This window comes from Ruegeria sp. Ofav3-42, from assembly GCF_022347725.1.
Lineage (GTDB): Bacteria > Pseudomonadota > Alphaproteobacteria > Rhodobacterales > Rhodobacteraceae > Ruegeria.
In genome coordinates, this window is sequence record NZ_JAKRGB010000004.1 from 99,967 (window position 1) to 126,965 (window position 26,999).

General features: G+C 56.9%; 26 protein-coding genes. 9 read left to right on the top strand and 17 right to left on the bottom strand.

Annotation, left to right across the window (positions count from 1 at the left end; all coding sequences use genetic code 11):
- The first annotated feature begins 146 nt into the window (after positions 1-146).
- Together MHN28_RS08105 and MHN28_RS08110 are read left to right on the top strand one after the other, a co-directional pair.
- Entirely contained in the window at positions 147-602 is a 456-nt protein-coding gene (locus MHN28_RS08105; RefSeq protein WP_239337826.1) for an Lrp/AsnC family transcriptional regulator, read from the top strand.
- Positions 603-621: 19 nt separating this feature from the next.
- Positions 622-2,502 (top strand): monovalent cation:proton antiporter-2 (CPA2) family protein, encoded by a 1,881-nt coding sequence (locus MHN28_RS08110; protein WP_239337828.1) that lies wholly within the window; start codon positions 622-624, stop codon positions 2,500-2,502.
- 30 nt (positions 2,503-2,532) lie between these two features.
- Here MHN28_RS08110 and cobT read toward each other — a convergent pair whose 3' ends face one another.
- On the bottom strand, positions 2,533-3,546 hold the full coding sequence (gene cobT, locus MHN28_RS08115; protein WP_239337831.1) for a nicotinate-nucleotide--dimethylbenzimidazole phosphoribosyltransferase: 1,014 nt from the start codon (positions 3,544-3,546) through the stop codon (positions 2,533-2,535).
- A 79-nt stretch (positions 3,547-3,625) separates the two neighbouring features.
- Here cobT and cobS point away from each other — a divergent pair, with 79 nt between their 5' ends.
- On the top strand, positions 3,626-4,390 hold the full coding sequence (gene cobS / locus MHN28_RS08120) for an adenosylcobinamide-GDP ribazoletransferase (RefSeq protein WP_239337834.1): 765 nt from the start codon (positions 3,626-3,628) through the stop codon (positions 4,388-4,390).
- On the opposite strand, the gene MHN28_RS08125 is transcribed toward cobS, so the two are convergent.
- The 6 genes from MHN28_RS08125 to MHN28_RS08150 all read right to left on the bottom strand — a co-directional run bounded on the left by MHN28_RS08125 (position 4,387) and on the right by MHN28_RS08150 (position 10,258).
- Positions 4,387-5,157, bottom strand: a complete 771-nt coding sequence (locus MHN28_RS08125) for a potassium channel family protein (RefSeq protein WP_239337836.1) — start codon at positions 5,155-5,157, stop codon at positions 4,387-4,389. The genes cobS and MHN28_RS08125 overlap by 4 nt on opposite strands.
- A gap of 114 nt (positions 5,158-5,271) precedes the next feature.
- On the bottom strand, positions 5,272-5,790 hold the full coding sequence (locus tag MHN28_RS08130) for a CarD family transcriptional regulator (protein WP_239337838.1): 519 nt from the start codon (positions 5,788-5,790) through the stop codon (positions 5,272-5,274).
- A 285-nt stretch (positions 5,791-6,075) separates the two neighbouring features.
- Positions 6,076-6,414, bottom strand: a complete 339-nt coding sequence (gene fdxA / locus MHN28_RS08135) for a ferredoxin FdxA (protein ID WP_170742515.1) — start codon at positions 6,412-6,414, stop codon at positions 6,076-6,078.
- A gap of 66 nt (positions 6,415-6,480) precedes the next feature.
- A complete protein-coding gene (locus tag MHN28_RS08140) occupies positions 6,481-6,846 on the bottom strand; it encodes an RNA-binding S4 domain-containing protein (protein ID WP_239337839.1) in 366 nt (121 codons plus the stop codon).
- A 6-nt stretch (positions 6,847-6,852) separates the two neighbouring features.
- Complete coding sequence (locus MHN28_RS08145; RefSeq protein WP_239337840.1) at positions 6,853-9,666, bottom strand: DEAD/DEAH box helicase; 2,814 nt, start codon at positions 9,664-9,666, stop codon at positions 6,853-6,855.
- Between the two features lie 22 nt (positions 9,667-9,688).
- Entirely contained in the window at positions 9,689-10,258 is a 570-nt protein-coding gene (locus MHN28_RS08150; protein WP_239337841.1) for a tetratricopeptide repeat protein, read from the bottom strand.
- Between the two features lie 70 nt (positions 10,259-10,328).
- On the opposite strand from MHN28_RS08150, the gene MHN28_RS08155 reads away from it, so the two are divergent.
- The 3 genes from MHN28_RS08155 (at position 10,329) to MHN28_RS08165 (ending at position 13,494) form a co-directional block, all read left to right on the top strand.
- Entirely contained in the window at positions 10,329-10,619 is a 291-nt protein-coding gene (locus MHN28_RS08155; protein ID WP_239337842.1) for an SCP2 sterol-binding domain-containing protein, read from the top strand.
- Positions 10,619-11,596, top strand: a complete 978-nt coding sequence (locus MHN28_RS08160; RefSeq protein ID WP_239337843.1) for an alpha/beta fold hydrolase — start codon at positions 10,619-10,621, stop codon at positions 11,594-11,596. The genes MHN28_RS08155 and MHN28_RS08160 overlap by 1 nt, the downstream gene beginning before the upstream one ends.
- Before the next feature lie 77 nt (positions 11,597-11,673).
- Positions 11,674-13,494, top strand: coding sequence for a M3 family oligoendopeptidase (locus tag MHN28_RS08165; RefSeq protein ID WP_239337845.1), 1,821 nt, complete (start codon positions 11,674-11,676; stop codon positions 13,492-13,494).
- On the opposite strand, the gene MHN28_RS08170 is transcribed toward MHN28_RS08165, so the two are convergent.
- The 3 genes from MHN28_RS08170 to MHN28_RS08180 are packed head-to-tail and all read right to left on the bottom strand — an operon-like array spanning position 13,491 to position 15,697.
- Positions 13,491-14,381 carry a DMT family transporter gene (locus tag MHN28_RS08170; protein WP_239337847.1) on the bottom strand — a complete coding sequence of 297 codons (891 nt, stop codon included), beginning with the start codon at positions 14,379-14,381 and terminating at the stop codon, positions 13,491-13,493. The genes MHN28_RS08165 and MHN28_RS08170 overlap by 4 nt on opposite strands.
- A 13-nt stretch (positions 14,382-14,394) precedes the next feature.
- On the bottom strand, positions 14,395-14,664 hold the full coding sequence (locus tag MHN28_RS08175; RefSeq protein WP_239337850.1) for a DksA/TraR family C4-type zinc finger protein: 270 nt from the start codon (positions 14,662-14,664) through the stop codon (positions 14,395-14,397).
- Between the two features lie 58 nt (positions 14,665-14,722).
- Positions 14,723-15,697, bottom strand: a complete 975-nt coding sequence (locus MHN28_RS08180) for a Gfo/Idh/MocA family protein (RefSeq protein WP_239337853.1) — start codon at positions 15,695-15,697, stop codon at positions 14,723-14,725.
- Positions 15,698-16,166: 469 nt separating this feature from the next.
- On the opposite strand from MHN28_RS08180, the gene MHN28_RS08185 reads away from it, so the two are divergent.
- Positions 16,167-17,198 carry a fasciclin domain-containing protein gene (locus MHN28_RS08185; protein WP_239337855.1) on the top strand — a complete coding sequence of 344 codons (1,032 nt, stop codon included), beginning with the start codon at positions 16,167-16,169 and terminating at the stop codon, positions 17,196-17,198.
- Positions 17,199-17,240: 42 nt separating this feature from the next.
- Here MHN28_RS08185 and rpoH read toward each other — a convergent pair whose 3' ends face one another.
- Both rpoH and MHN28_RS08195 read right to left on the bottom strand, forming a co-directional pair.
- The gene (gene rpoH / locus MHN28_RS08190; protein WP_239337857.1) at positions 17,241-18,137 is read right to left on the bottom strand and encodes an RNA polymerase sigma factor RpoH; all 897 of its coding nucleotides are present in this window, start codon (positions 18,135-18,137) and stop codon (positions 17,241-17,243) included.
- Between the two features lie 146 nt (positions 18,138-18,283).
- A complete protein-coding gene (locus MHN28_RS08195) occupies positions 18,284-19,318 on the bottom strand; it encodes an RluA family pseudouridine synthase (RefSeq protein WP_239337859.1) in 1,035 nt (344 codons plus the stop codon).
- On the opposite strand from MHN28_RS08195, the gene MHN28_RS08200 reads away from it, so the two are divergent.
- Complete coding sequence (locus MHN28_RS08200) at positions 19,317-19,622, top strand: DUF6476 family protein (RefSeq protein WP_239337861.1); 306 nt, start codon at positions 19,317-19,319, stop codon at positions 19,620-19,622. The genes MHN28_RS08195 and MHN28_RS08200 overlap by 2 nt on opposite strands.
- A 3-nt stretch (positions 19,623-19,625) precedes the next feature.
- Here the strand turns inward: MHN28_RS08200 and MHN28_RS08205 are convergent, their stop codons facing one another.
- The 5 genes from MHN28_RS08205 to MHN28_RS08225 form a co-directional block, all read right to left on the bottom strand.
- A complete protein-coding gene (locus MHN28_RS08205) occupies positions 19,626-20,609 on the bottom strand; it encodes a hypothetical protein (protein ID WP_239337863.1) in 984 nt (327 codons plus the stop codon).
- Positions 20,610-20,640: 31 nt separating this feature from the next.
- Positions 20,641-21,639, bottom strand: a complete 999-nt coding sequence (locus MHN28_RS08210) for a glycosyltransferase family 2 protein (protein WP_239337866.1) — start codon at positions 21,637-21,639, stop codon at positions 20,641-20,643.
- 108 nt (positions 21,640-21,747) lie between these two features.
- Positions 21,748-23,682, bottom strand: a complete 1,935-nt coding sequence (locus tag MHN28_RS08215; protein WP_239338176.1) for a hypothetical protein — start codon at positions 23,680-23,682, stop codon at positions 21,748-21,750.
- A gap of 59 nt (positions 23,683-23,741) precedes the next feature.
- Complete coding sequence (locus tag MHN28_RS08220; RefSeq protein WP_239337868.1) at positions 23,742-24,686, bottom strand: hypothetical protein; 945 nt, start codon at positions 24,684-24,686, stop codon at positions 23,742-23,744.
- Positions 24,687-24,691: 5 nt separating this feature from the next.
- Positions 24,692-25,675, bottom strand: coding sequence for a glycosyltransferase family 2 protein (locus tag MHN28_RS08225; protein ID WP_239337870.1), 984 nt, complete (start codon positions 25,673-25,675; stop codon positions 24,692-24,694).
- Positions 25,676-25,992: 317 nt separating this feature from the next.
- Here MHN28_RS08225 and MHN28_RS08230 point away from each other — a divergent pair, with 317 nt between their 5' ends.
- A complete protein-coding gene (locus MHN28_RS08230; RefSeq protein WP_239337872.1) occupies positions 25,993-26,994 on the top strand; it encodes an integrase arm-type DNA-binding domain-containing protein in 1,002 nt (333 codons plus the stop codon).
- The last annotated feature ends 5 nt before the right edge of the window (positions 26,995-26,999 follow it).

The following is a 26,999-nucleotide window of genomic DNA, read 5'->3' on the forward strand; positions in this document are numbered from 1 at the left end:
GGCGCGTCTCCGTAAAAACAGGAATTTCTTTGCTGATTCCAAAATACGCCTTATCAAGCGCTGTTTCTGCGCATAGTTTTCGTGTAAACTGTATTCACGCGCGCAAATCACGCACGGTTTTAAGAAATTCTGGAGAAATTCCGCATATGCTGGATTCCACCGATACGCGTCTGCTGTCTGCCCTGCAAAAGGACGCCCACCTGACCGCGCATCAACTGGGTGAAATGCTGAACCTTTCCCCAAGCCAGGCGGGGCGACGTCGTCAACGGTTAGAGGCCGAAGGCTACATCACCGGTTATGCCGCGCGGCTGGACCCCCTGAAACTGGGGCTGCAGGTTCAGGGCTTTATTCAGGTGCATCTGGGCACCCATGGACCGGAACAATCCGAGAGTTTTGCCCGCATGGTAAACACCCGCCCCGAGATCACCAGCGCCTGGACGATGACCGGAGAGGCAGATTACCTGCTGCACGTCTATTGCGACGATCTTTCCGCGCTCAATCGCTTGCTTCACCAAGTGATACTGCCGCATCCTGCAGTGGCACGGGTGCACAGCCAGATCGTGATGGACCAACTTAAACGCGACGCACCGTTGCCCACCTGACCGGACCGAGAGGACAGACATGGACGATTTCCTTTACCAGGCTTCAATCTATCTGGCTGCCGCCGTGATAGCAGTGCCGTTGTCGGCACGTCTGGGGTTAGGGTCAGTTCTGGGTTATCTGGCTGCTGGTATCGTTATCGGACCTATTTTCGGTCTGGTCGGTGCTGAGACCGAAAGCCTGCAGCATGTGGCCGAATTCGGCGTCGTCATGATGCTGTTCCTGATCGGGCTCGAGCTGGAACCAAGGGCGCTATGGGACATGCGGGATCGGCTGCTGGGTCTTGGGGGCCTGCAGGTTCTGCTGTCCACAGCCGCAATCGCCGCTGTAGCCATGTACGCAAACCACCCGTGGTCGGTCGCTCTGGCTGTCGGGTTGACCTTGTCTTTGTCCTCGACTGCGATTGTTCTGCAGACCCTTTCGGAAAAGGGACTTATGCAGACGAATGGCGGCCGGGCCACGTTCTCGGTACTGCTGACGCAGGATATCGCGGTCATTCCAATTCTGGCATTGCTGCCGCTGTTGGCTCTGCCGGCCATTCCTCATCTCGAAAGCGATGGCTCGATCGATCGAGGCACGGGCGCAGCGCATGACGCGGCGCATCACAGCCTGTCTCTGGTCGAAGGCTTGCCGGGCTGGGCCGTTACCCTTGTCACGATTGGCGCGGTTGCCTTTGTCATTCTGGCGGGCATCTACCTGACACGTCCCCTCTTCCGGTTCATACACGCCACGCGCCTGCGCGAGATGTATACGGCGCTGGCGTTGATGATAGTCGTGGGCATTTCCTTCCTGATGACCCTTGTCGGGCTTTCCCCAGCCCTTGGCGCGTTTCTGGCGGGCGTTGTTCTGGCCAGCTCGGAGTTCCGGCATGAAATGGAAAGCGACCTCGAACCGTTTAAAGGCCTGTTTCTAGGTCTGTTTTTCATAACGGTCGGTGCCGGGATCGATGTGGGGTACTTCTTCAACGACCCGCTCGACCTGATCGGCCTGGCGCTGCTGGTCATATTGGCGAAGGGGGTCATTCTGTATCTCGTCGGGCGCGCGTTCAGGCTGCGTGGCCGGGATCACTGGCTATTCACGTTGGGCTTGGCGCAGGCGGGCGAGTTTGGCTTTGTCTTGCTGGCCTTTTCGACCCAGCAGAACGTCATCCCCCCCGACCTGTCCCAGAAGCTGTTGATGATCATCGCCCTGACCATGCTGATCACACCGCTTTTGTTCATCATCTACGACCAGCTTTCGCGCCGTATCGGTGACGGCGTCCCCCAGGCCGAGCCGGATGAGATCGACGAAAAAGGCCCGGTCATCATCGCCGGGATTGGGCGATTTGGTCAGATCGTGAACCGGCTGGTCCGGGCCAGCGGGTTCAAGACCGTCGTGCTGGACCACGATATCGAGACGATCCAACTGATGCGCCGTTTTGGCGTCAAAGGGTTCTTAGGCGACCCAACACGGCCCGAGTTGCTGCGTGCCGCCGGGATTGAAAAGGCGGCCGTGTTGGTTGCTGCAATGGACGACCCCAAACAGGTCACACGACTGGTGGGCTATGCACGTCGTCAACGCCCGGACCTGCACATCGTGGCACGGGCGCATGATCGCACCCATGTCTACGAGCTATATCAAGCCGGTGCAGACGACATTGTGCGCGAGATGTTCGACGGGTCGCTACGAGCGGGCCGCTATGTCCTCGAAAACATTGGACTGAGCGAATACGAGGCCGCGCAGGCCGAGCAGACCTTTTACCACCACGACCGGTCTTCTGTGCGCGATCTGGCAGAGCTGTGGATTCCCGGCATGCCAACCGCAGACAACAAGAAGTACATCGAACGCGCGCAGCAGCTTGAGAAAGATCTTGAGACCGAGCTTTTGGAACTGGCCGAGAAACACGCAAAGAAATCGGCCTGATCCGTTTTTTTTCGGATCAGGCCATTTTGATCAGCCGTCCGAAACGCCCGCTTCGGCAAATGTCGCCATACCGGAATGGCACGCGACAGCGCTTTTGAGGATGTTGATGGCCAGCGCCCCGCCCGAGCCTTCGCCCAGACGCAGCCCAAGGCTCAACAGCGGTTCTTTTCCAAGCTTGGCCAGCACCGCACCATGCGCGCCCTCGGCGCTTTGGTGGCCTGCGACAGTGTGATCCAGCGCGCCCTCGGATGCATCAGCCAGGCAGGCCGCCGCAGCCGAACAGATAAAGCCATCCAGAATGACCGGAATACGCAGGGCACGGGCTGCAGCAATGGCGCCGGCCATGGCCGCGATTTCACGCCCACCCAGACGGCGCAGGATTTCCAGCCCGTCGCCCGATCCGCCATGCAGGGCCACGCCCTCGGCCACAACGCGGGTTTTGTTGGCCAGGCCAGCATCGTCGACGCCGGTGCCGCGGCCGGTCCAATCCGCTGCCCCACCGCCGAACAAAGCACAAGCGATGGCGGCCGCCGGAGTCGTGTTGCCAATCCCCATTTCTCCGACCACCAGCAAATCCGCATTAGGGTCGACAGCTGTCCAACCTACACGCAGGGCCTCAAGCAGTTCATCCTCGGACATGGCCGGGCCTGAGGTGAAATCCGCCGTGGGTCGGTCCAGATCCAGCGCGTGCACATCCATCGCCGCACCTGCCGCCTTAGCCAACTGGTTGATCGCCGCGCCGCCATGTTCAAAGTTCATGACCATCTGCACGGTCACCTCTGGCGGAAAGGCCGATACGCCCTGCGCAGTCACGCCATGATTTCCGGCAAACACGATGACCTGCGGGGCCGAGATCTGCGGCCGGGCATCCCCACGCCAGCCTGCATACCAAATCGCCAGATCCTCGAGCCGCCCCAAGGCTCCAGGGGGTTTGGTCAATTGTCCGTTCCGCTCAGCGGCACCTTGCAGTGCCGTATCCTCGGGTCCGGGAGCGTTGTTCAGGGCGTCTCGGAGTGTATTCAGGTCTTTTAGTTCGGGCAGCATCCAAAGCCTCGTTGCATCAGAGTGGTCCTGTGTGTTTAACCGAAGCGTCCGATCCAACAAGACCCCGAAAGGCGCGGGAGTGAACAAAAACGACACCAAACTCTTTTCCGCGTGGGATTTTCCGCTGTCGCTGGTGCTGTTGACGCGCCTGCCTATACCGCGCCTGCCGGAAAATGTGTTTTCAAGGCAAGCCAACGCGGCTTGGGCATTTCCCTTGGTTGGGCTGGTGGTCGGCCTTTTGGCCTGTGCATTCGGTTGGGTTGCCATGACCACGAACCTGCCAGCAACGGCAGGTGCGGTGGTCTTGGTGGCAGTGCTGGTCATAGCCACGGGCGCGATGCACGAGGACGGGTTGGCCGACACGGCCGATGGCTTTTGGGGCGGCTTCACCACCGATCGCCGGCTGGAAATCATGAAAGACAGCCATATTGGTGCCTACGGTGTCCTGACCCTGATCTTCACACAATTGCTGCGCGTCGCGTTGGTTGCAACCCTGATGGCCGCAAACAAATACGCAGGAATACTGGCGGCCTGCATCATATCTCGCGCGTTCATGCCGGTACTTATGTCCGCGCTGCCGAACGCCCGAAACAGTGGATTGAGCCATTCTGTCGGCGGTCCAAAGGCCGAAACTGCAGCAATTGGTTTCGGCCTTGCCATTGGCTTGTCCATGTTGCTGCTTGGATCTGGCGCTTTGATCCCCACTGTGTTTGCCGCACTAGTCGTCGTTGCCCTGGCTATGGTGGCAAAAGCCAAGATCAAAGGTCAGACGGGGGATGTATTGGGCGCGTCGCAGCAACTGGCCGAGCTTGCGTTTTTGGCTGCGGTGGCCGCAGCGATCTAACTGGTCCCGCCGGTTTCAATCCTGAGCGTCTCGCCGCAGTGCTTGCAGTGCACTGCATCGGGATCGTGGCGATACAGACCACAGTTGGAGCACTTGTGACGCACTTTCTGCGGCATGAAGATTGCCTGAGCCAATCGGACGAACAACGCCACGCCGACAATCATGATGAAGACCGAAAACAGTTTGCCCCCGGGCGTGGCCAGAGTGATATCTCCGAACCCGGTCGTGGTTAGCGTGGCCATCGTGAAGTAAAGCGCGTCGATATATGCGTTCGGGCTGTTTTCAGGGATGAAGAAAACCAAAACAGCCGTCGAGGTGGCGAATACGAAGACCAAAAGGTTGATCGCCGCAATTACCGCGTCCTCATGCGTGCGAAAGAAATCGCTGTCGCGCCGTAAATCCCTCAGCAAATGATAGGAATGGATCAGGCGCAAAGCACGCAGGATCCGCAGGAACGCCAGATTCCACGGTAAGAAAAGATCAGCCAGAAGTGAAACGATCACGACTATATCGGCCAGTGTGTAGATCTTGCGCAGCAGCTTCCAACGATCTTTCGCAATCCACATCCGTGCCGAAAAATCCAGCACGATGAACAACCCGATAATCAGGCTGGCAACCGTGAATCCTGGACCGTGCTCGCCTCTGGCAGTTGCAACAAAGAAGACGATTGTGACCGCATCAAACAGGATCAGGACATAGCGAAACCAGACCGAAATCGGGTCGTGCCCGACATACAGGTACTTAACTGCTTGCTTCACATTCGCCATCTACATGCCTCTGTCTATTGGGAAATTAACGGCAATTCAGACGTTCACCAAGCCGCGAAAATGAAAAAAGCCGCCCCCTTTCGAGAGCGGCTTGGATATTGAAAACAGATGAGATTACGCAGCAGCAGCAGCGCGCGAGGTCAGAACCTCATCAACTTGCTTGGCTGCGGACACTTCATCGGCGCCGGAAACAGCAGCAACTTCGCGGGTTAGACGCTCCAGCGCAGCTTCGTACAGCTGACGCTCAGAGTAGCTCTGCTCGCGCTGATCATCGGTGCGGTGCAGGTCGCGAACAACTTCAGCGATCGAGATCAGGTCACCCGAGTTGATCTTTTGCTCGTATTCCTGTGCCCGGCGCGACCACATGGCGCGTTTCACCTTGGCCTTGCCCTTCAGCGTTTTCATCGCCTGACTGATAACATCAGGCGAGCTGAGCGACCGCAGACCGGATTCCGTGACCTTATTGGTCGGCACCCGCAGGGTCATCTTGTCTTTCTCAAAGGAAATGACAAACAGCTCGAGCGAGTATCCCGCGACTTCCTGCTCTTCGATCGAGATGATCTGGCCAACGCCATGGGCAGGGTAGACAACATAGTCGTTCGGGCGGAACTCAAGCTTTTTCGACTTAGACATACAGGTTCATCCTTGGTTACGAGAGCGAGGTGCAGACAACAAAAGACCCCAAACCACGCCAGTTGCAGGCCCGGTCAGGCGACAAGTATGTCAAAAAATCACGACTCCAAAGCGCACATACTTACGGAGCACATCCCCATCTCATTCATCATTCAGCTTAGGAGTATATCACAAAATTGCGGCACCCGAAAGGCCGACCCCCCTGACCCTCAGAAAGTCTGATGTTTTTCAGAGGTATACGTCTTGAATTGGCAATTGAACCAACCGGTTCAATGAGCGAATCGCCTAGCCACCTTCGCCGGGTGCTTCAGAGAAATACTTCTCCATCTTACCTTCTTCGCCGTCGCGTTCTTCTGCGTCAGGCAGGGGGTCTTTCTTGGTCACGATCACCGGCCACTGCTCCGAGTACTTCCGGTTGAACTCAACCCATTGATCCATCCCCGGCTCGGTATCAGGACGGATTGCATCCGCTGGGCATTCCGGTTCGCAAACACCGCAGTCGATGCATTCATCCGGGTGGATGACCAGTGTGTTCTCACCTTCATAGAAACAGTCCACCGGGCATACTTCGACGCAGTCGGTGTATTTGCAGGCGATGCAGTTTTCGGTGACAACATAGGTCATTGTGGGATTCCCATTAGCGGTTTGGGCGTCTAGCTAATCCAGTATTATACTGTCTTCAAGGGCGGATCAGCCCTCTTTGGTGCGAGAAAGATCAAGCGCGCGTCGATCTTTCTTAGTCGGACGACCTTTTCCCTCAAATCCCGGATTTTTGGGCGGCGCGTCCTTCTTTTCCGTCATATCGAAGTACAACGTCTGCGCCTCGGGTGCCGGGCCGCGGCGTTCGCCCAGCTTTTTGACCCGTACAACCCGAACAATACGGCCTTGCGGGAAGGTCAGAACGTCACCGGGGGCCACCGCTTGTGCCGGTTTCAGCACCCGGTTTCCGTTCAACCTGACATGGCCACCGCTGACCTGCTTGGCGGCCAGGCTACGGGTCTTGAAGAACCGCGCCTGCCACAACCATTTGTCGATCCGCAGCTTGGCCTCGGCCATCTCGCCTTAGTTACCGTCTTTCAAACCCATCAGCGCTGCTGCGAACGGGTTATCCGGATCGATAGCCTTTTCTTTCTTCGGAGGCCGTGAAGAGAAGGTTTTGGAACCCTGAGGTTTTCCGCCCTTCTTGCCCTGCGGCTTGCCGCGACCGTCCTGGGGTTTACCGCGTGGCTTGCCTTTGCCCTGCCCCTGACGCTGTTCACGGCGTGGACCACGATTGGCCTGACGCTGACGGCCCCAGGTAAAGGTATAGAAGACCTCAACTTCAGGTTCGTCCGAAGCAGGTGCATCGGCTACCGCCTCTGCGCTTTCGGTGGCCTCGGCTGGCGCCTCGGCGGTTGTGGCGACCTCTTCAGCTGAGGCCTCGGGCGCTGGTGCTTCTTCGGTAGCAGGTTGTTCGGCAGCTTCTGCCGCAGGCTTTTCGGCCTCAACCGATACCGCCTTGACCTTTTCACGCTCACCGCGCTCGGCCTTGTAGCCCAAGCCCTGCATTAAGTCTGCAAACTGTTCCAGCGTCATACCGGTGATCGACAGCATGTCGGGTTTGGCTTCAAACCCGCCCCGGCTGTCTTCTGCGCGCAGCATGTCGGCCAGACGCTCCAGCATATCAATCCGGATCGAGCGTTCGCCCGCATCGCGGTAGCCACACATGGTATCGTAGCCTTCGGGCGCATCCTTGGCGACCGGAACAGTAACCAGTCCCGGAGGCGGCGCGTCAGGGAATTCCTGCAGACCGCCGGCCAGGGCCCACAAAACCAGACGCAGGCGCGTCGGGGCGGGCTTCAGCAGCAGCGGCATGAAGATGGTGAACTGACCGAAGCGGATACCGTGCTTGCGCAATGCGCCACGGGCGTCCTGATCCAGATCCTTGACCTCTTGTGCGACCTGAGCGCGCGGGAGAACGCCCAGCGCCTCAACCATGCGGAAAGCAAATCCTTTCGCCAGGCCAGACAGTTCTTCATCCCGCGACAGATTCAGCAGCGGCTCGAACAGAGCGGCCACTTTGCGGTCGATGAAGTGCTGCAAGCGGCGCTGAACCTTCTGTTCGACGTCCGGACCCGCGGCCTCGTCCACAAACACCTCGACCATCGGCTTGAGAGGCTCTGCCCCGGCAACCAGCTTGCCGACGGCATATTCGCCCCACATCAAGCCACCCTGATCGGTGAAATCAATTTCGGTATCGGGCGCATTGTAGAAGCGATCGGCACGCAGATGGAATTGCGGCGCGAGTGCTTGCAGGGACGCCGATTTGAGCGCTTTCGCTTCGGTTCCTTGCGCGCTTTTGTCCGGTGTAAACCGGAACCCTTCCAAACGACCGACGAATTCGCCTTCGACGGTCACTTCACCCTTGTCATTTACTTCGGCCAAAAGGGCCTCCTTCTGTTTGAGCCGGCGCAACAACACTGACGTGCGCCGGTCCACAAATCTTTGAGTCAAACGTTCGTGAAGAGCGTCCGACAGTCTGTCTTCTACAGTGCGCGTTTCGGCGCGCCAATGCGATTCGTCACGGACCCAGCCGTTTCGTTGCGCAACATATGTCCAGGTGCGAATATATGCCAACCTTTTGGACAACGCATCAATATCCCCTTCCGTTTTGTCGATACGGCGGATTTGCCGCGCCATGAAATCATCTGGGATTGAACCGCGCTCGTGCAAGTGGCCGTAGATAACTTCGAGCAGACTAGCGTGTTCGGAGTGGCTGATGCCGCGAAAATCAGGGATTCGACACACATCCCACAACAATCGGATCGACGGACCGTCACTGGCGCGCGCCGCGACTTCAGCGACCTGCGACAGCGATTTCAGCACATTCAAGTCGTCGGCAGGGCGCGCCTTGATCAGATGTTCGCTGTCCGGGCCGACCTCTAACGAGGCAATCAGAGCCTCAACCGAGCCAAACCGCAGGGCGGCATTCCGCCAGTTCAGCTTTTTCATCGGCGTGAACCGGCTATCCATGATCGCCTGTGCAACGCCATCGTCCAAAGGTGGTGCTTCGCCGGTGACGCCAAAGGTGCCGTCCGACATTCCACGTCCTGCCCGACCGGCGATCTGGGCCAATTCGTTCGGCGCAAGTGGACGCATCCGCCTGCCGTCGAACTTGGTCAGGGACGAGAACGCCACGTGGTTTACGTCAAGATTCAAGCCCATTCCGATGGCATCCGTGGCGACCAGATAGTCAACCTCGCCGTTCTGATAGAGATCCACCTGCGCGTTCCGGGTTCGTGGGCTGAGCGCCCCCATAACCACCGCTGCGCCACCCTTTTGACGCCGCAGCAATTCGGCAATGGCATAGACGTTTTCAACTGAAAATCCGACGATAGCACTGCGCGGCGGCATCCGGCTGATCTTTTTCGAGCCCGCATAAACCAATTGGGACATGCGTTCACGGCGGACAAACTGCGCCTCGGGCACCAGTGCCGCAATAGGGCCGCGCATCGTGTCAGAACCCAGAAACAGCGTCTCATTGGTCCCACGCGCACGCAGCAGACGATCGGTGAACACGTGGCCCCGCTCGGGATCCGCGCAAAGCTGAATTTCGTCAATGGCCACGAAATCCGCCCCCATGCCTTCGGGCATCGCCTCAACCGTACAGACCCAATACTGGGTGCGCGGCGGTACGATCCGCTCTTCACCGGTGACCAGCGCCACGACGGACGGCCCTCGGATCGCGACGATCTTGTCATAGACCTCACGCGCCAGCAGACGCAGCGGCAGGCCGATCACACCTGTTCGATGCCCCAGCATCCGCTCGATCGCGTAGTGGGTTTTACCTGTGTTGGTCGGGCCAAGTACGGCCACGATTCGGGATGACCCGCTCACCTTTGCCCCCTGCCCCGGTTCTTTAGAGGGCCGAGCCCTCGACCTGAGGCTTCAGTCGATTCACGGCATTGGTTACTTCTTCATGATGGGGATGTATAGACAAAGCACGGTTATAGGCTTCCAGAGCTTTGTCGGGCTGACCGATGATCTCGAAAATCAGGCCCAAACCGTAGATGGCCTCGTAATTGTTCGGGTTCAACGTCAGCGCATGCTCCAGATCGGCGGCGGCCATGCCGAAAAGATCGATCCCGAAGAACACGGACGCCCGAACATGCCAACCTTCGGCAAATTGAGGGGCGTGGTCCGTCAACGCAGTCAGATGCTCAATTGCGGCCTGTGTGTCCCCATGATCCAGCGCTTCTCGGCCACGCTCCAGCAGTAAATCCGCCGAGGCTGATCCGGATTGCGCCCACAGTGCCTTGAGTTGGCGATCAATGTTGATCGACTGTTCGGGGGTTGCCTGCGACAATTGCTGCAATAGCTCTTCTTCATCCCGAGAATCCGCCGTTTGAGCGGAACAAGGGAAGGAAAACGTGACTAGAAGCGCTGTTGCCGCAACGATACCTTTGAGATTGGTGCTTGCAATGCTCATAACAACGTTCAGTGTAGCGCAGCGCCCGTGGATGTCCATTCCCGGCGCACAAAACATAGTGAGGAGAATCATGAGCGACACTCTGGAAAAAGCCGCAGCCGCGCTGAACGAAAAACTGTCGGGCGGCGATTTTAGCGCGTCGGCAAAATTTGCCATCGCCGATCTGGGCTCGATCGTTCTGGACGCAAGCGGTGCCCGCGTCAGCGACGAAGACGCAGACGTCACCATGAGCGCGGATGCCGAGACGTTCGAACAAATCCTCAGCGGTGAACTGAACCCGACCGGTGCCTTCATGTCCGGCAAGTTGACCGTAGACGGCGACATGGGCGTTGCCATGCAGCTGGCGTCGGTGCTGGCCTGATGGAACTGTCGCCGGCCCCTTTCTTTGATGACATGGCCGGCGTCCCCGCCGGTGGTACGGCCCATTGGCTGATCACAGCGGACAATACACGCATTCGGGTTGGCCACTGGCTGCCCGAAGGCGATGCTTGCGGCACGGTGATGATGTTCCCCGGCCGCACTGAGTATGTCGAGAAATATGGCGACGCGTCTGCCGAGTTTACCAGCAGGGGCTTTGCCTTTTTGGCCGTCGACTGGCGCGGACAGGGTTTGGCGGACCGGCTGTTGGATGATCCCAGGATCGGTCACGTCGACAAGTTCACGGACTATCAAAAGGACGTACAGGCCACCCTGGATCTGGCGACCGAGCTGAACCTGCCAAAGCCATGGTTCGTCATTGGGCATTCCATGGGCGGGGCAATCGGCCTGCGCGCCGCGTTGGAAAAAAACTGTTTTGCAGCTTGCGCCTTTACCGGTCCGATGTGGGGCATCTTTTTTACACCGATCATGAAACCACTCAGCCGTCTGACAGCCTACTGGGGACCTCGGATCGGGTTGGGGGAAAAAACTCCTCCGACCACAACTTTGGAGAGCTACGTCGCATCCCAACCCTTTGAGGGTAATGTACTGACCCGCGATCCGGACATGTTCCAGATGATGAAGGACCAGTTGGCCGCACATCCTGAACTTGCCCTTGGCGCGCCTTCGACAATATGGCTGCGTGAGGCGCTGGATGAATGCGCCTGGTTGATGGAACAAACAGCTCCTGAAACACCCAGTTTGACCTTCCTGGGCAGCCACGAACAGATCGTCGACCGCAAGGCCATTCGCGCGCGCGTAGCAAACTGGCCCAGTGGAACCTTGGTAGAAATTCCAGATGGCGAACACGAGGTACTGATGGAAGCTCCGGAGGTACGCGGACCGGTCTTTGACCAACTGGCCGCGCATTTCAAAGCCGCTCAGCCGGATACAGCGCCGGAACCGGCCCTGTCGAATTAGGGACCCCCACACGCACCGCTTGTGATCCTCTTGCTCCGCGCCTAGATGTTGGCGAAAGCTGTTATTCGAGGTGATCCATGCGCGACCTTCCCTTTCCCGTCCGTGACGCTAATGCTGTCGGGGGCACCGACAATCTGGGCAACCTGCCGGAATGGGATCTGACCGATCTGTACACGTCAGAGGATGCGCCCGAGCTATCCCGAGATCTCGAGTGGCTGGAAGGCGAATGCGCCTCTTTTGCCGCAGATTACGAGGGCAAGCTGGCAGAGTTGAATGCCGATGGTCTGCTGACCTGCGTTCAGCGCAATGAGAAAATCAATTCCATCGCCGGACGCGTCATGTCCTTCGCTGGTCTGCGCTATTACCAGCTGACCACCGACGCCGAGCGCGCCAAGTTCCTGTCGGACATGCAGGAAAAGATCACGATCTTCACCACCCCGCTGGTGTTCTTTACGCTCGAGATCAACCGCATCGAAGATGATGTTTTGAAAGCCCATTTCGACGCCAATGCCGATCTGGCTCGGTACGAGCCTGTCTTCCGCCGCATCCGTGCGATGAAGCCCTACCAACTTTCTGATGAGCTCGAGAAATTCCTGCACGACCTCGGCGTGGTTGGCGACGCGTGGGAGCGTTTGTTCGACGAAACCATTGCCGGTCTGACCTTCACTGTCGACGGCGAAGAACTGAATATAGAAGGCACTCTGAACCTGCTCACAGAGCAGGATCGCGCCAAACGCGAAGCCGCTTCGCGCGAGCTGGCAAGCGTGTTTCAAGACAACATCAAGACCTTTGCCCGCGTGCACAACACGCAAGCCAAGGAAAAAGAAATCGTAGATCGTTGGCGCCAGATGCCAACTGCTCAGACCGGTCGCCACCTGTCGAATGATGTCGAACCCGAGGTCGTTGAGGCCCTGCGTGAGGCGGTCGTGGCCGCCTATCCCAAACTCAGCCATCGTTATTACGAGCTGAAGCGGAAATGGATGGGCCTGGACGTCATGCAAGTCTGGGACCGCAACGCCCCCTTGCCGATGGAAGACACCCGCATTGTCGGTTGGGATGAGGCCGAGAAAACCGTAATGGACGCCTATAACGCGTTCGACCCGCGCATGGGTGAGATTGCAGCGCCATTCTTCTCAAAAGGCTGGATCGACGCGGCGGTTAAACCGGGTAAAGCGCCGGGTGCATTTGCGCATCCAACCGTTACCGAGGTGCATCCTTACGTGATGCTCAACTACCTGGGCAAACCTCGCGACGTGATGACCCTGGCGCATGAGCTGGGCCACGGCGTCCATCAGGTATTGGCCGCAGATCAGGGTGAGATGCTGTCTTCGACCCCGCTGACTCTGGCTGAAACCGCTTCCGTGTTCGGCGAAATGTTGACGTTCCGCAAAATGCTGGATCAGGCTGAAACCCCGGAACAGCGCAAGGTGCTGCTGGCGGGCAAAGTCGAGGACATGATCAACACGGTCGTCCGCCAGATCGCCTTCTACGACTTTGAATGCAAACTGCATGCCGCCCGCCGTGAAGGCGAACTGACCCCGGACGACATCAACGCTTTGTGGATGAGCGTTCAAGCCGAAAGCCTTGGACCCGCATTCGAATTCATGGAAGGTTATGAGACCTTCTGGGCCTATATCCCGCACTTCGTCCACTCACCCTTCTACGTCTATGCCTATGCCTTTGGTGACGGCCTCGTGAACGCGCTCTATTCCGTTTACGCAAGTGGCTCGGATGGGTTCGAGGACAAGTATTTCGAGATGCTGCGCGCCGGTGGATCGAAGCACCACAAGGAACTTTTGGCCCCATTCGGGCTGGACGCAAGTGATCCGAAGTTCTGGGACAAGGGCCTGTCGATGATTTCCAGCTTCATCGACGAACTGGAAGCCATGGAAGATTAATCGCTTTTGGCTTTGGTCGTCAGAAACACGGCGGCCACGATAAGCACTGCCCCAAGGGCCGCGATCGGAGTGATTGCGGCCCCCAGAAACAAGGCCGAATTGATGAACGTGAACACCACGGATGCGGCAAACATCAACGTGGCCGTCAATGTCGAAACACGCGCCGCAGCCTCGTACCACAGGTAGTAGGCCAAGGCGGTTGGCAGCACCCCCAGCAGAATCAGGAAGACAACGTCGTTGGCCGTCGGCGCTTGCAGTGAAAAGACGGCCAACGGTAACAGAAACACCCCAGAGCACAGGAAAATCCCAAACAGGAAATTCAAACGCTCTTCGGTCGATTCAGAATTCCGCATCGCCCGGCTGCTGGCAATCAGGAAGACGGCCCAGCTGAGACCCGCTCCTATTTCCAGAAGATCGCCGAACAGAGGCTCGCCGCCGCCTTGAAAATCCTTATAAACCGTTAGGAAAACACCAAAAATCGCCAGTGCAGTTGCCAGAACATCAGTGCGCGTGACAGGCGTATCCGCAAAGAAGTACAGGAACACCAGAACAAAGAACGGCGCGGTATTCTCGAGAACCATGGCGTTGGCCGCACCGGTATGTTCAAGCCCGATGTGGAACAGGATGTAATTGACCACCGTGGACAGAACGGCCAACCGAAAGTTCCAGTCGCCGATCCGGATCGACACCGAGACCTTCATAACCCAGAGCATGCAATAGATGGCAAGTGCTGCGATTAACAACCGGGTCACGGCAATCTGCAGCCCGCCGAGATCGTTAGTCAAATATCGAACAATGACGCTGTGTGTGCCCCACAGGATCGCCGCCAGAAACCCAAGAACCAGCCCATTTTGCAATAGCGGCTGTTTCTCTTTGCTTGCGGGCATCCTGTTGCCCCGCTTACTTCAGTTGACTGTCTTTGGACCCGCGCCGGTTAATGCCGGAACGGGCCTTGAAGGTGCCGTCCCGCTCTTGTTGGCAATCGAGGCAGAGCTTTACACCGGGCAATGCAAGACGCCGTTTTTCCGGAATCGGCTCTTCGCACTCGCCGCAATGGGTCAGGCTTTCCCCGACAGGGCGCTTTTGCGCCTGCATCCGGGCCAGTTCGTCCGAAATGGACGCTTCGATCTGTTCACTCACCGCGCCGTCGCGCGCCCAGCCGCCTGCCATGGTCTCCCTCCTGATCGGGTGATCGCCAGATTAGACTGGCCAAGCGCGACGTGGCAAGTCAGAGGGAGACTGCACCCTCGAACACCTGATCGATCATCTCTTGCGTACCGCGCGAGAATTCCAGAGGGCACGAATAGTCAATACCGTCGCGAACCGACCGGCAGAAGGCCTCGACCTGAAGCTTATAATGATCATCGCCGGGGAAGCGTGTAACCTGCACCTCTAGGCCCGGTCGGTGCAGCTCCACCCGCCCCTCACCAAATACACGCGCATTGAACGGCGCGGTCAGGCGGATCATACCGCCTTCGCCATGGAACACCATTTCCTGATGCAGGTGCATCCGGATGGACACGTAACTGGAGTAGGTAAAGCCCGGAAACTGTGCCCGAATTTCGGTAAATGCGTCGATACCGTCCTCCCACCGGATCGCGGATTCGACGGACAGAGGCTCCTGCCCTGTCACAAACCGCGCGCTGCCGATCACATAGACTCCAATGTCACGCAGCCCGCCGCCACCCGTCTCGGCCCGATTGCGGATGTTCCCGGTATCTGCACGATTATCAAAGCTAAAAGCCCCTGTCACATGCACGAGCTTCCCGATCGCACCATCTGCGATCAGCTTACGAACGAACTGCCACTGCGGGTGATGCACGATCATATAGGCCTCGGCGGCCAGCAATCCGGTCTCGTCCCGCTTTTGGATCAAAGGCGCGAACTCGGTCGCTGTCATCGTCATCGGCTTTTCGCACAGCACATGTTTCCCGGCATCCAACGCCTTCAGGCTCCACTCGACGTGCAGGTGGTTGGGCAGCGGGATGTAGACCGCTTCGATCTTGGGATCCGCCAACAGCGCGTCATAGCTGCCGTAAACCGTCAGATCAGGGCAAAACCGCTGGAACGGCTCAGCCTTGGCTGCATCCGACGTGGCCAGCCCTGCCAATCGGGCACCGTCGGCCGCATGAATGGCTGGAGCCATATACTGGCGCGCAAACTTCGCGGCGCCCAAAACGCCCCATTGAACCGGCTGCTGCATGACGCATCCTCATTGTCTGACTGCTTGCGCTAACTGTATCAATCAACTGGGGGCAAGTCAGGCATTTCTTGGTCTTGATTTCGGCTGGTTTCGGCAGATTGAAACTCCTCCTGATCCGACTTTTTCACAAACGGTCAGGGTAACGGGAATGACTACGGACCCGGATAGAACTTGTCGAATTTTGATTGCGAGCACTGTTTCGCAGATTCAGCAGAAGTAGCAATAACTTACTGAAAAGAGACCATAAAACCTCCAATTGACCCGCTGGTGAAACAGCGCAACATCAGCAATTCTCTGAATTTCTTGATCCGTTTCATTGTCTCCGACGTAGCAACTATGTCACCGGGAAAATGGCATTGTGTGCCTCTGAAGCGCCCGGGATTGATGTTGTGACCAACTGGGTGGGAGATAGCCAGAAATGCCAACACCGACAGACACAATGACGCCGACAATCACAGGAACCGTGTTGATGAGCGGCGCCGTAGGATCGTTCGACGAGAACAACGAAGATTTCGACATCCTGCGCGAGGCCGTTGTCGCCGCCGGGCTGGCCGGAGCGCTGGACGATCCCGAAGCCAGCCTGACCGTTTTTGCACCAAACGACGCAGCGTTCGTCGGTTTGGCGCAAACTTTGGGCTACACCGGCTCGGACGAGGAAGGCGCGCTTGGGCACATTGTCAAAGCGCTGACCCTGTTGGGTGGCGGGGACCCGGTGCCCCTGTTGACGAACATCCTGAAGTACCACGTAGTCAACGGCGCGTTCGATCTTGAAGCTGTGTCTGGTTTGGGCAACGGCGCTCAGATCCCAACGCTACTGGGATCATCAGTCAAGCTGAATTTGGAAAGCACTCCGCCAAGCTTGGGCGACGCGGATGACGGTATCGCCGACCCTGGCCTGATCGGGTTTGATGTGGAAGCGTCTAACGGGATTATTCACATACTCAACGGTGTTTTGCTGCCCGTGTCCGTCAGCGACATTCTGGGCCAAAAAAACACCGACTTCATTCTGGGAGATGACTCGGATGCGTTTTACTTTACCGGGCGCGGTCAGGACTTCGTCCATGGCGGAGGCGGACGGGACGTCATCAACACGGGCAGGGGCGATGATGTAGCCCTGGGTGGCGCCGGAAATGACGTCATCTTTGGCGGGCGCGGCAAGGACATTCTGCGCGGCGATGAGGGCGAGGACACGATTTTCGGCGGCCGAGGGTCGGACGTGGTCGATGGCGGGGCCGACAATGACACTCTATTCGGCGGTCGCGGCAAGGACACGTTTGTCTTTGAAAACGGAGACGGCGATGACTGGATCGTCGATTTCAAAGTCGGAAAGGACAAGATCGACCTATCAGGCTATGAAGGCATATCCAGTTTTGAGGACATCGAAGACGATATTGCGGGTGGAATCTTCCGAACAACGATTGAGCTTGATGACGGCGACAGTATTGCCCTGACGGGCGTATGGCCAGGCCATCTGTCCGAAAACGATTTCATTTTCGCTTAAAACAAATCAGCCCGCCATTCCGGCGGGCTGATGCTTATTGGGTCAGACGGTGCCCAACATTCCTTTTTCACGCGCAAGTTCGCGCATTTTCTTCTGCAGCTTCTCAAACGCGCGCACTTCTATCTGCCGGATACGTTCACGGCTGACGTTGTACTGCGTGCTGAGCTCTTCCAGCGTAACAGCTTGATCCATCAGGCGTCGTTGAGTCAGAATGTCCTTCTCACGGTCATTCAGAACGTCCAAAGCTGCTGCCAGCAATTCGCGTCGCGCATCAAGTTCGTCGCGCGCCTCATAATCGCCAGCCTGATCGGCGTCTTCATCCTCCAGCCAGTCCTGCCATTGCATGGTGCCTTCACCCTCGGACCCGACGGTCGCGTTCAGCGAGGCATCGCCACCGGACATGCGGCGGTTCATGCTGATGACTTCCTCTTCAGTCACACCAAGATCATTGGCGATCTGAGCGACGTTTTCCGGACGCATGTCCCCTTCTTCCAAAGCGCCGATGCGAGCTTTGGCTTTACGAAGGTTAAAGAACAGTTTCTTTTGCGCCGAAGTCGTGCCCAATTTGACCAATGACCACGACCGCAGGATGTATTCCTGGATCGAGGCACGGATCCACCACATCGCATAGGTTGCCAGGCGGAAGCCTTTTTCCGGATCAAACCTTTTGACGGCCTGCATCAGACCCACGTTGGCCTCGGAAATCACTTCAGCCTGCGGCAGGCCATAGCCGCGATAGCCCATGGCGATCTTGGCCGCCAGGCGCAGGTGCGACGTGACCATTTTATGCGCAGATTCAGTATCTTGCTCTTCCACCCAACGTTTGGCGAGCATGTATTCTTCTTCCGGCTCCAGCAAAGGAAACTTGCGAATTTCCTGCATATAGCGGTTCAGCCCGCCTTCCGGCGTCGGCGCGGGGAGATTTGCGTAATTTGCCATGTTTCATGTCCCTCCGACAAATGTTTACTTCGTTAACATGGGATATGGGAATCCTTCCCAATCCATTCAAGAGGCACCGTTAACAGTTTGAAATTAACGATTGATAAAGGAAAGCTAAGAACGGGTTTATCACGTAACTTTGCGTATTATGACAGGGGCACACGAAGCCGTTCAATCAGATTTTCCATGTCCTTGGGCAAATCAGCCTCAAACCGCAGGTTTTCACCGGTTACAGGGTGCTCAAAGCCCAAAACGGCAGCATGCAACGCTTGCCGCGGAAAACTGCGCACGGCCTCGGCAGAGGCGGCACTGAAAGCCTTCGCTGCGAGTTTGCGTTTACCCCCGTATACCGGATCACCAACCAGACCATGACCCGCATGGGCCATATGTACGCGGATCTGATGCGTGCGGCCGGTTTCCAGCCAGCACTCGATCAGGGCGATGCCTGCAGGAGCGCCGAATGTCTCCACCAGACGGGCGCGCGTCACTGCGTGCCGTCCGCCATGAAACAAGACGGCCTGCCGCTGCCGGTCGGTCTTGTGCCGGGCCAGTTGCGTCGTCAGGCGCATGATGTTGCCGGGTTCAAAGCTGACGCCCTTGATCCCGCGCAGGCGCGGATCATTCGCATCCGGCACACCATAACAGATCGCGCGATAGTAACGCTCCACACTGTGCGCCTCGAACTGAGCCGCAAGACCGTGGTGCGCCGCGTCTGACTTGGCGACCACCAAAAGCCCACTGGTTTCCTTGTCGATCCGGTGCACAATCCCCGGGCGCTTAACACCGCCAACACCGGATAAGTCGTCGCCACAGTGATGCAGCAGCGCATTGACCAATGTACCGCTGGGCGATCCCGGCGCAGGGTGTACGACCATGCCTGCCGGTTTGTTGATGACGATCAGATCCGCATCCTCAAAAACGATCTCCAGCGGGATGTCTTCGGGTCCGATATGGCTCTCTTCGGCCTCGGCAACCGTGATGATCACTGCCGCCCCTTCCGCCACTTTGGCTTTGGGATCGCGAGCCTCAGAGCCGTCGACAATTACGGCACCCTCATCGATCAATCGGGTCAGCCGCGTGCGCGACAGGTTTTCATCGGCTGGAACATCCCGTGAAAGCGCCTTATCAAGGCGAGGCGGCGGATCGGCCGCGATGTGAAATTCAATCTGACGGGTGCCCATGACTGTCCCTTCCGAACCCCAAGAACCGCAGGAAACGCCACAGCTTCGCTTGCTGCGGAGAATGGTCATGTTGCTGACCGCGGTGATGATTGGCGGGGTTCTAGTGACATTCGCACTGATTGTCATCCGGCTATCGGACAGAACGCCCACCCTGCCCGACCAGATCGAGCTGCCTGACGGAGCAAAGGCGCAAGCTGTGACGATCGGCAACAACTGGTACGCGGTCGTCACCGACGACAACCGCATCCTGATTTTCGACAAGACAACCGGAAAGAAGCGTCAGGAAGTCCCCATCCTGGAATGATGGTCAGCTTTCCAATGCCATCCGGAACACGATCTCTGACGCTTTGCGCAATGCCTCGTACTCTTCGGGCGAATCCCTGCGGAAATTCTTGTCTTCTTCACCCAACTGCTTGGGACTGAACAGTTCGGACCGGTCGGGAAAAAACTCCTGCCGGAACGCGGTGTCTTCCTTGGCCAGAAATTCGTCCAGCCACGCACGTTCGTCGGGCTCCAACACGTCGTTTCGGCGCACCATAACCGGATCATCAACAACGAGCCGACGCAATTGGCGGCTTTTCTTGCGCCCAATCGCGCGGGTGACGATTCCAAATGCCTCGCTGGCAGCACGTGACTGAGACGGGTTCGACGTATGGCCGCCCGTACGGTCTTTCTCCAGAGGCGTACCGATCCGCGACAAGAAATCATCGACGACATTGCCCTGAACCATTTCGGAGCGTTCATACAAAAGCGGAGCCACCGTGACACCGGGAAAGGCAGTCCGGATCTGCGCCAGCTTGGCGGAAAAACTAAACATCGCTGGCCGATTGCGGATCTGATCCAATTGATGGCGAATGTACTCGGTCCCACCAATGGGCAATCGCCCGTTTTTGGCGCGCTGCTTGTAGCCCGCTTCGAAGAAATCGGAATAACGGCGACAGTAGAATGTGATCCTCAGCGAACGCGATGGTATTTCCGCAAAAACCTCGGCCAACCTGTTCAGATCGCAGGAATAGAACATCTCGGACGATACAAGACAGGTCTGATCGGCATGCGCATCGTATTCGCTGGTCATGGCCGCGCGAAACTGATCCATCGACTGAGAGGTCTGATTGATGTGAAACGCAATGGTATTGTGGCTTACCGCCAGACGCCTCTTACCCTCTAACCTTCGTCGACCGGTTTCCATGTACCGCAAGCCGATTTCGTTCAGCACATCCGCGTTTCCGCGCAAATACCCCTGCAGCGCGGTTGTGCCAGTCTTGGGCATTCCCATATGCAGCCAAAGCATTATTGCGCTCCTGTCCCAGAGAAATTCTGCGTCATGCCTGTTGGCTTGCCGCGAATCCCGCAGTCATCTGCTGCATTAGGTCCTGCATTTCGGGCAAGTCGCGCAATTGTTCAATCTGTTGTCGGTGCAGATTACAGGATGCGTGGTGCAGTGAAGCAATCTCGGGATCGGACAGCATTTCGTAGTAATACCCACGCTTGCGGTCCAGAATGGCGTCGATCGAGGTATTTGTCTCGGCATTCTGGTTCATCATGTTCCAGTATTCCAAGCCAAGGCTCTCGCCCAGATGGTGGGCGCGACCGCGCATCTTTTTGACCAGATAGCTTTCGCAGGACTTCAACGCGTAATGGTTGACCTGCACCAGATCATACCCGAATGAGTCCCGCGCCGATCGCCAACTTTTGTCAAAATAGCGCTCGGGCATCAACTGCCCCGATCCGTTGTACCAGTGACACTCTTCCATGGTCTCGACCGTTGGCCGCTTGGGGCGATGAACACCCAGCGCATCCCAAATTCCCCGCTGGAACATCGTTTTAAAACCCCACGCCTGAGGCGGTCGAAAAATCCGCTCAGGGGCCGCTTGCCGGAATTGATCCGACAAGAAACGATCCTCATATCGCACGACCCCAGCATTCCCGAACAACCGCCAGGTCATGGAAATCGTTTTTGCGTCGGGGATGGCGTCAGTCAGTGCCCGCAGCGTGTTGTCCCCTGTCTTGACGTTGATGTGTTCGTCGGCATCGATAACGATGACCCAGTCCTGCGGGCGCGCAATCTCCATCCTGAGAAAGGTCTTGTAGGCACGTTTTTGTGGGCTGGTTTTCCGGCGCGAATTGTTGTCGACATGGGTCAGGACGCCTGTATCGTCCAGGCGCTGCAGCAAAGCGTCTGTTCCGTCCGTGCAGTCGTTGGTCATCACAACCATCTGATCGACACCAATCGCACGATTGTGCGCCACCCACTCCAGCACAAACGGGCCTTCGTTCTTCATCGGTGTGATGCTGATGTATCGGGGGTCCTGATCGGCCATGCGTGACTGCCCTGTTTGTTTTTGTTGCCCAAAGTTCAATGGGATCATTCAGAATTTGCCTGTAAATTACGGCGAGTTGACGGAACTACCAAGGGGAAATGCGGTCATTTACCCTCCGGCTCGCTTTAATTGATTGGCAAAGCGTTTGTACGGCGGAAACAAATCATGTGCCTTTTGAAGATACTGCCTTGCTTTCCCTTTGTTACCCCGGCGGAGGTGGATTTGACCTGCTTTTCCCTGAATCGAGGCCGTCGCGACGTCGATATCGGCGGCGCTCAGGATTTGGTTTTCACCCTGCTCTACTGATCCGGTTCGCTCTAAAAAACGTCCCATTGCAAATATTAAAAATGGATTGTCCGGATCGCATGCCAGTGCCTCAGCCATCGACAGCCGCGCTTTCGGCAAATCCCCTTCCCCTTCAAACAAGCAAGCTAACCTTATGTGATACAACGGGTTTTCCGGCCTAAGTGAAACAACCTTGCGTGAGGCATCAATGGCGTTGGATTTTGAGATATCTCCCATGTGCGTATTCAAGACGATCTGCAGACTCTTTCGTCTAGGGTCATCCTCAGGGATATCGCCCGCGCGCACCAAACCATCCGTTAACAACTGAATCCTTGAAGGATCTGTGAGCAGTCTCTTCGCTTTTTGATCCAACGCCAAATCGGACCAGTCCAACAGGATCATATCGAAATTGCACGGTAACCGGATCAAAGCTTTGCGTTGTGCGACGTGAGAATTGAAATTGAACCATGGCCGCCTGAGATACCATTGCAGCGACCAATCTGTTGGCGGAAGCACACGCAATGCCAACTGATCTCGATAAAATGCGCGGGAGCCTAGAACCACGACATCCGGTCTAAGTGGTTTTGCCCAATAAGCCCGACTGAAAGAGACCGCTGCCTGCCATCTTCTCTTAAGCCTTCCTAATATCGCGCAACGTAACGCGCAAAGGACCGCGTAATCCTCAGGCCAAAGATCTTTGCTCTTTAGTGCTAGGTCAGTCATCTCCAGTGCGTCGCGCCATTTGCCCAGGTAAAACAAGTTGAGAGACTGCAGTAGTGGCAGAAAGGCGTTGTCAGCTCCTTGTTCAAGCAGTGGCCGGGCAAGATCGAAAGCTTCTTGGGATCGATCGTCCGAACCGAACTGAAAAATGTGAAACAAGGCTTTGGCATAAATATGAGAAGCCTCTGATACATTCAGAAAGTTATCTGAACCGCCTTTTAGTCTCTGCACTACTCGCTCGCTGGCGTCTTGGAACTCATCCTCGGAGAGAACATCCCGAAACACTTTGCGCTGCTGCCCTGAGATGCGGGCGGCGGCCATGGAGAAGGCAGAGATGACCGGCGCAATTACCTGATCCGCCCGCGACATTGTATAAAGTTCCAGAAAATCACGTTTCGCGCGGGTCATCCCCGACACATCGGCGATGTCCGACATCTGCAACAGGTTTGGAAACCGCTTTTGAAACCGCCGGATCAGTTCGGGCTGATCCGAAAACATGATCGCTGTCTTATCGGCATTTTTCTCAAGATGCGCCTCATACAGCTCTTCTGGCTCGATCTTCGCGGGCCAAGTGGTGTGTTTCCATGGCAACCCGTTCAGAATGTCGCCGCGGCGGATATGATAGGCCGACACGCCCTGCCCTGATAGCTTGGCGTCCGCGCGGTCCATCACTTCGCGTATTTCTTCGGTGAACCCGACCTGACGGATAAAGCCGCGGTACCTTGGGCGAATGGCTTCGATGTCTTCCCAGGGAAAGGCCAGAACCTCGAACCCTTCCTCAACCAGCACCGACCTGCCGGAATTGAGATGTTTGATCAGGCGATCAGGTGACTCATCATTCTGAAAAGACCAGATCGGAAGGGCATCTTGTGCCAGTGCGCTGAATGCCTCCTGGCTCAGGAAGTGATCATCCATCCACCCTTGCGCAAACAGTTCCTGCGGGTGATCCAATTCCGGTGCATCAGCACCCTGAGGGAACCAGTTCACCCGATAGGTCGTGTCAAAATCCTCGGCCAGACGTATGCAGGTCAGCATCATCAGCAACCGCGCGCCCATGCGGTCCTTCCGTTGGCCGACGAACACGCCCTTGGCGGGTGTCATTGGGCATCCTTTGCCATCTCGGCCAACGCTTGTCGGCGCAGTCGGCGAAACCGCTGCCTTGCCCGCTGCACCAAATCCGGGTGTCGTTCCCTTCCGGCGGCCTCGATCCCCCGAATATATAGCGGCAATCGACGCCGCGCGCGCATCAGCTTGTAGTACTCGGTCGTGTCCAACGATCCATCCATCGCCCCCAGCATGACCGGCTTTAGGATATCGAGCTTGCGAAGCATCGGCGCGGCAAAGTGGTTCGAGAACCACGTCTTCAGCAACATCACATTGTCGCCTTGCAGACGCCCAACCTGCTGGCGGTCCAGATCAAAGAACGGGTCGTAGAACACGTAGGCCTTGCCCGCAGCCTGAACTGTCTGCGCCGCGTCGCTCATTGGCAGATCCCAGTCCTGCACGCGACCGAACCGATACCGGGTTTCCCAAGGCACAAGGCGTTCATCGAGCGTAGTTTGCGGGTTGAATGCAATCACGTTCGCACCGGGAACATTCGCCGAAAAGGTCAATGCCCCAAAGCCCCCCATCGACGCACCCGCGAAAACGACCTGATCGAACCGCTCAAAAAACCCTTCGGCAACTTTGCTTTCGAAATACGAAAGGATCTCAGGGTCACGGTACCACGCTTTGGTGCGCGCAAAGACCCCCATATGAGACCACCCTTCATCCCGAAAGAACTTCCATCCCCAAGGTTCGCGCGCGAAAGACAGGTCGTTGGCGTTGGCGATATTATCGAAGCTGACAACCAGCCGCGAGGTGTCGCGCTGATGGAACAGGATTGAATGGCGCTCCAGCTTTTGCAGGAAACCAGTCCCGTCACCACCGGGATAAAGCTCGACAAACCACGGCGGCGCGGGGTCGGTCAGAATACGTTCATACCCGGTCTTGCGGTCAGGATGTTCCGGTTTCAACTGCTCTTTCGAAAGTTCGTCTGTCATGGCTATCAGATCAGATTGTCAGCCAGCCATGAGCGGAACTCGACCCATTCAGGGCGCATCTTGATTTCGGACACCTTAGCGCGATGCCAATCGCAGGCCTGCGCGTGCTGTTCCTTCAATTCGGGATCCGATTTCAACTCTTCCAGCAACGGCGCAGCGCGGCGCGCGGCGGGCAGGATGGACTGGTCCGGCTCTTTATTGGCGTTCATGTCCTGCCAATAGGATTGCCCCTGATCCACCTTGATATGGTTCGTCCGACCCCGGTCGCGTTTAATCAGGAAACCGTCCATAGACCGAACCGAATAGTGATGAATCCGACCCAGCGAGTGGTCAAACCCGCGCCATGCCCGCCAACCGACCTTCTCAGCCGGGAACAGTTTGCCACCAGCATCGGACCAGGCGATCTCAGACGCCTTTTCCTCTTCGAACCCCTTCGGCCGATGCGGCCCAAATCGCGTAAACTTGCCATTGTTCCGGAACAGGGTTTTCAGACCGTAGGCGCGGCCCGAATGATGGGGATACTCCTGATCGCCCATCGAAAACGTTTCGGTCACGGGGCGGTCTTCGAAGCTGATGTTCCCGGAACTCCCAAACAACTTCCAAGCAAACGAGATGGCGTCGACCGGCTGCCCTGCCCGACTTTCGATCTCAGCGATCAGAGCGCCAAAACTATTGTCGCCGCATCGGATGTTCCAGAACTCATCCACGTCCAGGCATAGCAGCCAGTCGGCTTCTTTGACCTTGGGCTGGCGCCGCGCACGTCGCAGCATCTGGTGCTGAGGGTTCCCGCCCTCTTTAACCTCATTGCTAACATGAGTGGCCAGTCCAAGCTCTTGCAACCGCCCTGCGATCTTGTCCGTCCCGTCGTCACAGTCGTTTGTGAAAATCACAAAGTGATCGACACCCAACGTTTTGTGAAACGCGACCCATTCCAGCATGTAAGGGCCTTCGTTCTTCATCGTTGTGAATACGGTAATGGACTGAGACATTAATACCCTTCCCGAAACTGTCTTGCCCCACACATACACATCCCGATCCGCGCGGGCGAGACAGGAAATTGCCGAGCGAGCATTCCAACGCGAACTGGTGCAACTGTACACAACAGATGCACTGATAAGTCATCAGATTTCGTTGGATGATGGTGCGGTCGAGATGCATTGAAGACTTGAACACGCCCGTTTCCGAACGCTTCAGATAGCTTCAAGAATACCGCTAAACCCCTGCCAAAAAATAAAAATATGGTTTCCATTCACGTCAGAGTGGTTCACTGTGCCTCAAAGAACAAGGTGGACCAGAGGGTGGACCAATGCCAGCACTCAACAAGCTATCATCATTGCAGGTAAAGAATGCCCAACCCGGCAAATACTCGGACGGCGGGGGCCTCTGGTTGCACAAAAAAGATGGTGACGGCGGCAAGTGGTTCCTTCGGGTTCATGTTCACGGGCGTCGTAGAGAGATGGGTTTGGGGGCTTTGTCTGCCGTCTCTCTAAAAGAAGCGCGCGAAGAGGCAGAGAAATGGCGAGCCGTCGCCCGTCAGGGAAAAGACCCGATCAAAGAACGGGAACGTGTACGCCGCGAAGCCGCCAAAGCTGATCACACATTGACGGTAGTGGCAGAGGAAGCCTTCGCAGCACGTCAGGCCGAACTAAAGGACGATGGCAAGGCTGGACGCTGGTTTTCGCCACTGCAACTGCATGTCCTTCCCAAACTTGGAAACGTGCCAATCGAAGAGATTGACCAACAGGACATCAAAAACACACTCGCTCCTATCTGGCATTCCAAAGGCGAGACCGCAAAGAAAGCCATGGACCGTCTGGGCATCGTCTTCCGGCATGGTGCAGCGATGGGACTGGATGTGGACCTTCAAGCAACGATGAAGGCGAAAGCCCTGCTGGGCAAATCTCGTCAGGTTCGCAAGCACATCCCGGCTATGACGTGGGTCGAAGTTCCCGCTTTTTATGAGAGCCTAGATGATGGTTCAGTTACGCATCTGGCATTCCGGTTACTGATCCTGACGGCGGTTCGTTCCAAGCCGCTGCGTTTCTTTCATTTGGATGAACTGCACGGCGATACATGGGTCATCCCTGCGGACAAGATGAAAACATGCAAAGAGTTTCATGTGCCCCTAGGGGCCCTTGATCGCCTTGGAGATCGTGGCAAGTTCTTCTTCACGACCAATAAAACCGGTGTCATCGAAATCTGGTGTAGGCAAATTGTGCAAAACAGTTTCTGGGTCACCTTCTGGCGAAGAAATTGTCAGGCTCAAAAGATAGGCGGGATCGTCTTCGACCTTGTGGATAGTTTCTGAAAGCT